Here is a 6,662-nt window from a genome sequence, read left to right as displayed (position 1 = left end):
GTTTTATCAAGCACTTCATCATCAAAATTTTCTTGGCTATATTGATGAAGATAGAATTTACCATTGATGAGCTTAAAGGTGTAATAGTATGTTTCAGATAAAGGGTAATGATAGGGTATCATATCGTCAAAACTGATAGTAAAATAATTGTCCTTTACCACAATATTCATTTTTCCTATCTTGCAAAACCCATTTATTAATTGCTTAGTATCTAGGATATTAAAGCAATTATAATTTTTGTAATAAACATCATCCTTACTAACAATCCAAGTTTTAACAACAAAAATATATTCTTTATTGTTAAATTTATAGCTAATAGTGTAATCTTCACTCTCAGTAAATCTCCATTCATATTTTTGTTCAATTTCTTTTTCTATTTCTTTTTGAGTGATTTCTTTTGCTTCATCTAGCGTGGTAGCGTGCAATATATTGACAATAATTAACGATATAATTAACACTAACTTTTTCATTGTTACCCCTTAAAGTTTATGATTGATCTTACTTGGAAAATCTCTAAAGATTCCCTTATCTTTATTTTGTATCTTTTCCCACTCACTACCAAATCGTATGCGCTTGAAGGCTTCTTGTCGTTTTTTTAATCCATTAGTTCCACCATTGACTATTTTAGTAATTTCTTGAACCTTAGAATCTATACTGCTATCATTATGCGTATCAGCTTTATTATAAAGTTTATTTTTATTCCAAAACCATACTGCACTTAATATAGCTATTCTCCCATTAGTATTTTTTGGCTTCCTTGAACCTATTGCTTCTCTAGCTGTATTGGATGCTTGACTATCACTCAAAAAATCTTTTTCTGTTTCGTTATCATCTAAGTGGTTTTGATTATAGTTGTCTTGAAATTTTGCATAGTTGCTTCGTCCTGTAAGCTGAATCATTCCTCGTCCTCTAAATCTATATCCATCACCTTTGTTGATATTACCTAGTTTATGATACTTATCCCTATTAATATCCGCATATACCTTATTAGCAATAGTTTCTTTATTGGCTTCCAAAGACTTTTTATCATCTTTTCTCTTTTTTACAAGCGAGTCAAACACTGCTTGTGTAATAATTGTAAATGCCTTATTAGATTCACTACTGAAGGGAATCTCATATTGCTTACCTTTATCTACACTCACTTTACCATGAGCAAAGGCTAATTTGATATTTACTACATCTTTTCTATAAAATGCAATAGTTTCTATGAGTTCTATAGGTGTATAGTCTTTGATAAGATTCTTTAGCTCATCATCTGTAAAAGGTTTCTTGGTAGTTTTATTTGTTTTTTCTGTATCAGTCATATTTTTAATGATTTCAGTTATATTTGCTACTTGAGATATAGCATTATTGGTAGTATCTAGCCAATCATTGATATAGTCTTCTTGGATTAAGAGTTTGATAGATTTATTGAATACTTTAGAATCACCTTGTTTTAAAATATTTTTAACATTATAATGTTTTGCTTTTGTTGCACCACCATCATTTAAGGCTTCTTTAATTCTGTCTTTGTTAGGGTAATATGTTACTTTTATCTTACCCGATTCTTTAGTTTCTGTAAAAGTGCATTTATAATAATCATGTGTATTTATCAACCCTATTACACTATACCATAACCCTTCCCCCAACTTAAACTTACTTCCTCCCACCTCTGCTACACATTGTGCAAAGAAATGCTCTAGTCTCTCTCTTGTATTAAGCTTATAAGTCATATACATAGGTTGATTGTTAGATTCATCATTGCTATTTAGCTCTTCTACTATTGCTTCAAGTATTGTCTTTTTTCTATCATACTCATTTGTTTCCTCTGTTATCTCAAACACCTCTTTTAGCATATCAAGGGTGATTTTCCATTTCACATCCACATACACACTTACTTGATTTGTTTGAGGACTTAATCCTAAGAGATTCTTTATTTCATCTATATCTTTAGATTCTACAAATATCTCACCTTTTTTGTTTCTCGTAGTATGTGTGATAGAGGCTATCTCATTACTATTATGCAATATGATGAGAGTATGGGGATTATTGGTATCAAGTATGATATTATAGGCTTGATTTTCTTGTATATTTTGCCTTAGATAGTTTATTTCACAAGATTGTATCAATGTATATTCTCTTTGTTTATCTTCCATAAGGAATGCTATCGTATTCCCTCTAATAGTTACAATAGGATAACTCACAATATCAAGCACTATATGTGTAGTGCCATGTTGTGTTTTATAAGCTGGACTTGTTCTATACGCAAATATGATAAGCTGATGATGTTCTTTGAGGCAATCAGTGGTTTCTTCTGTGGGGTAAGTGAATTTAGAATTAATATCAAAGCTAATTATTTTATTATTATTACTATGTGAAGTAATGCCTTCAAGCTTTTTAGCCTTTGAGGGTGGAGGGAGAGGCTCATTTCTATGTTTGACTATATAGCTCCAATTAATATCAGGGGTTTTACCTTCATCATTTGCATTAGCTTGTGTGAGATTAGCTTCAAGGAATATGGTTTGAGGGAAGCTCATTTATCTATCTTTACTATGAGTTTGCCTGTTTTATCGATTAGGTTGTCTTTGTAGAGATTTTCAAGTAATGACATAAATAGTTCGGCACTAGCTACTATTCCATCATTTTTATTTTCTAATCGATTTATGAATTCTTTTTCTGTATAAAAAATAGATTTATATTTCTCAGTATATTTAAAAATTTTTGTAAATAATTCTGGATTATTTTTCAATAAATACCAAGTAAGCTCAAGAACTCCTTGCATATAGGCTAACTCGATTTGATAAGTAATGCCATCATATGGGTCTGATAGTTTTCTAGCATATACTCTCAAAGTTTGGTCAGCTTCTTCAGCCTCTTCTTCATCATCACTTTCTGCTTGTTTTTCAAGATTCTCTATATATAAATCTATCTCGTGTATAGTATGCGATATATCATCTCTCTTTCTCATCGCCTCTTTTGCTATTGCCTTTACTTTTAGCCTTTCACTCTTAGAAATATTTTTCATAATAAGATTATAATAACTTGTGAAAAATATATCAGAAAATTTATTGTAGTTATAAAATTCATCACACATAAAACTTTCTACTCTGCTAAATTCTTCTGCTCTACTGATAACTTTAGCACAATCAAAGCTAGGTTCAGCACAATCTACCACATCTTCTCTAAGTTCATTTTCTACACAATAAACACTAAAATTTACTCCCAATAAATAAACACATAAAATATTTATAAGTAGTATATGCTTCATTCCTAATCCTTAATTATTTAAAGTCTTTAAAGATATTATCTTTTTTAATTCTTTGATACGCCTTCCATCGTTTGTCTAATCCATTTGTTCCTCCATTTACTCCTATGCTTATAGCATATACACTCTTTTTTATATTTATTCCTTCTTGTTTTGTTAAAGTATCTCCATTTATTGTATCATCAGCTATTTCATAGAGATTCTTTTTATTCCACGATGATACAATAAGGTTACTTTGTTTGTATGTTTTACTATTCCAAAACCATACCGCACTAAGCAAAGCGTATTTACCATTTTTTACAATATCATCTGAATTATTGATAAAATAATTATCAGTAGTTATCCATTTTTGTTCTTTAGCATACTTGCCAAATCTTGTATAATTATCCCTACCTGTAAGCTGTTTAATTCCTCTACCTCTAATCACTTAGAATCCACCTTGACGATTAGCTTACCTGTTTCATTAATCAAGCCATCTTTGTAAGCAAGATTGCATGTTTCTGCCAATAAGCCTGTCGCTACATTATCATCTAATTTTTGCGTTAATAATTGCTTATATTTTAAAGGATTTGTATAGAAAATTTTATTAAAAAGGTTTGGTTGATATTGTAATAAATAATTTGTCAAATATAACATACCATTATAATAAGATTTTTCGATTTGAAAGATTGCAACAACATAAGTATCTACCCCTTCTTTTGCCGAGTATCTTAATAGATTGTCACTTTCAGCATCTCCATTGTCAGCCTCTTGTCTTAAAGTTTTATAATATTCTACTTGACTATTAATTTCAATAATGGCTTTATCTCTATCTTTCATTATATCTCGTGCGATTTGCCTTGCTTTTGGCTTTTCACTTTTAGGGATATTTTGTATAATGAGATTGTAATAACTATTAAAGAAATTATCTACATATGGGTTATATCCTTTTGAAAATGGATATATTTCTGTATTGTTACTATAACATAAAAAATGTTCTACACTATGTAATTTTGCCTTAGTACACTCAAAACTTGGTTGGATAGATTCTTCATCACTATATATACTAAATTCATAAGAATATATAGAATGAAGTAATAAACATATTAACACTAACTTTTTCATTGTTACCCCTTAAAGTTTATGATTGATTTTACTTGGGAAATCTTTAAAGATATTATCTTTTTTAATTCTTTGATATATATCTCTTCGTTTTTTATAACTATCCGTATGTCTATTGACGACATAAGTAATGGCATTTACCCTATCATCATCAGTGCCTATTTTACTATCTGCTATATCATAGCAATGTTTATTTTGAAAGTTGGCATTATAGTGGTTATTTCCACTTTGTTTATGTGTTTCATTGCTCCAAAAACAAGCTGCACTCATTAAAGCATACTTCCCATTATTTCTAATAATATTAGGATTCTTTACGAAATAATTACTTTCACTCACCCAATTATTTGTTTTAGCAATATTGCTTGCAAGTATATAGTTGTTTTTAAATGTGAGATGAATTAGTCCTTTACCCTTATATTTATAGCCATCTTGAATCTGTCCTTTTAGATTTGCATTATATGGTGCATTATTGTTGCCTTTGCCATCTCTAGCATACACTTTATTCCCTATCTCAATTTGATTAGGAGTTTTATCCTTTCTATCACTCACTATCTTATTAAACACTGCTTGTGTAATAATTGTAAATGCCTTATTAGATTCACTACTGAAGGGAATCTCATATTGCTTACCTTTATCTACACTCACTTTACCATGAGCAAAGGCTAATTTGATATTTACTACATCTTTTCTATAAAATGCAATGGATTCTATGAGTTCTATAGGTGTATAGTCTTTGATAAGATTCTTTAGCTCATCATCTGTAAAAGGTTTCTTGGTAGTTTTATTTGTTTTTTCTGTATCAGTCATATTTTTAATGATTTCAGTTATATTTGCTACTTGAGATATAGCACTATTGGTAGTATCTAGCCAATCATTGATATAGTCTTCTTGAATAAGCAATTTTATAGCATTATCTGCTGTTGTATCACCATTTTTACTTAAAATATCTCTTACATTGTAATCAGCAATTTTAGTTACTCTCCCATCACTTAAAGCTTCTTTGATTCTATCTTTATTAGATGTTACTTCTATAGAATATGGGTTAAGATTTTCCTTAAATGTTGCTTTATAATATCTAAACTTTTTTATTAGTATTGCTGCACTATAATTTAGATTCTCTCCTAGTTTAAAATCTTCTCCCACCTCTGCTACACATTGTGCAAAGAAATGCTCTAGTCTCTCTCTTGTATTAAGCTTATAGGTTACATATTTAGGTTGTTTAAATAAAGGGGTAGTGTTGTTTGTAGTAGTATGAATATTGTTTGGTTGAGTGGGATTATTGGCATTGCTAGAGTTATGAGCATTATTAGGATTATTTGAGGTATTCTCTACTAGTCTATTAAGTTCTTGCTCCATTTCTTTTAAGATTCTCTCTTTATTACCATAATCCTTTGTTTTCTCTGTTATCTCAAACACCTCTCTTAGCATATCAAGGGTAATTTTATATTGCAATGATATATAGACTTCTAGCTTATCTATGATATTAAGTCCTAGCACTGCCCTTAATGTATCAAATTGATATTCATCATTGATATAGAGTTTATATGCTGTATTTGTTTGTGTTGTATTATTGTTTTGTGGGGTTGTAGTTTGATTACTCTGTGTTGTAGTTGTTATTGTTTGGGTATTGCTTTGTGCTTGTTGTCTCTCTTCATCTGTATTTTTACTTTGTTTGTGTATCTCAAATGTCTTGTTGCTTGCTTTGTTTGTTATTTGGATATGTGTGAGTTTATCATCATTATCTTTGATACATTCTATTTCATAGAGGGCAGTATCATCATCAAAGTGATTGATGAGATAATCCATTATATTATTTGTAATGGCAAAGTCCATATTGTATTCTTTCTCTTTAAGTATCGTTGTGATATGAGTATAGGAGATATGAAGCAATGCTTTGTTGAGGATATAGAGTGTAGCATAAGGTATCCCAAAGTTTGTTTTATAGCTAGGTTTTTCAGTGGATTCTGGGGGCTTTGTATTATTGCTAGATTCTTTATGCGCAAATATGATAAGTTGATGATGTTCTTTGAGGTAATCAGTGGTTTCTTCTGTGGGGTAAGTGAATTTAGAATGAATATCAAAGCTAATTATTCTATTATTATTACTATGTGAAGTAATGCCTTCAAGCTTTTTAGCCTTTGAGGGTGGAGGGAGAGGTTCATTTCTATGTTTGACTATATAGCTCCAATTAATATCAGGGGCTTTACCTTCATCATTTGCATTAGCTTGTGTGAGATTGACTTCAAGGAATATGATTTGAGGAGGAGGGTTAGAATCTTGATTGTTTGTATTACTAGATTGATTAGGGTTTGTTTGA

4 protein-coding genes and 2 pseudogenes are annotated in these 6,662 nt (G+C 30.1%); all 6 read right to left on the bottom strand.

Going from position 1 to position 6,662, the window contains the following annotated elements:
• Nucleotides 1-470, bottom strand: a pseudogene (locus tag CQA53_RS09765) (hypothetical protein); the annotation flags it as partial.
• Between the two features lie 9 nt (nt 471-479).
• Nucleotides 480-2,516 (bottom strand): glycoside hydrolase family 19 protein, encoded by a 2,037-nt coding sequence (locus CQA53_RS13135; RefSeq protein ID WP_220272084.1) that lies wholly within the window; start codon nt 2,514-2,516, stop codon nt 480-482.
• Nucleotides 2,513-3,247: a hypothetical protein gene (locus tag CQA53_RS09755; protein WP_115543807.1), complete on the bottom strand. Its 735-nt coding sequence runs from the start codon at nt 3,245-3,247 to the stop codon at nt 2,513-2,515. The genes CQA53_RS13135 and CQA53_RS09755 overlap by 4 nt, the downstream gene beginning before the upstream one ends.
• A 13-nt stretch (nt 3,248-3,260) precedes the next feature.
• Nucleotides 3,261-3,671 (bottom strand): hypothetical protein, encoded by a 411-nt coding sequence (locus CQA53_RS09750; RefSeq protein WP_115543806.1) that lies wholly within the window; start codon nt 3,669-3,671, stop codon nt 3,261-3,263.
• Entirely contained in the window at nt 3,668-4,348 is a 681-nt protein-coding gene (locus CQA53_RS09745; protein ID WP_115543805.1) for a hypothetical protein, read from the bottom strand. Before CQA53_RS09745 ends, CQA53_RS09750 begins: the two co-directional genes overlap by 4 nt.
• A gap of 9 nt (nt 4,349-4,357) precedes the next feature.
• Nucleotides 4,358-6,662: pseudogene (locus tag CQA53_RS09740) on the bottom strand (hypothetical protein); the annotation flags it as partial.

This window comes from Helicobacter didelphidarum, from assembly GCF_003364195.1.
Taxonomy (GTDB): domain Bacteria; phylum Campylobacterota; class Campylobacteria; order Campylobacterales; family Helicobacteraceae; genus Helicobacter_A; species Helicobacter_A didelphidarum.
Note: the sequence above shows the minus strand (reverse complement) of the source record. Positions and strands in the feature narration are given on the sequence as shown.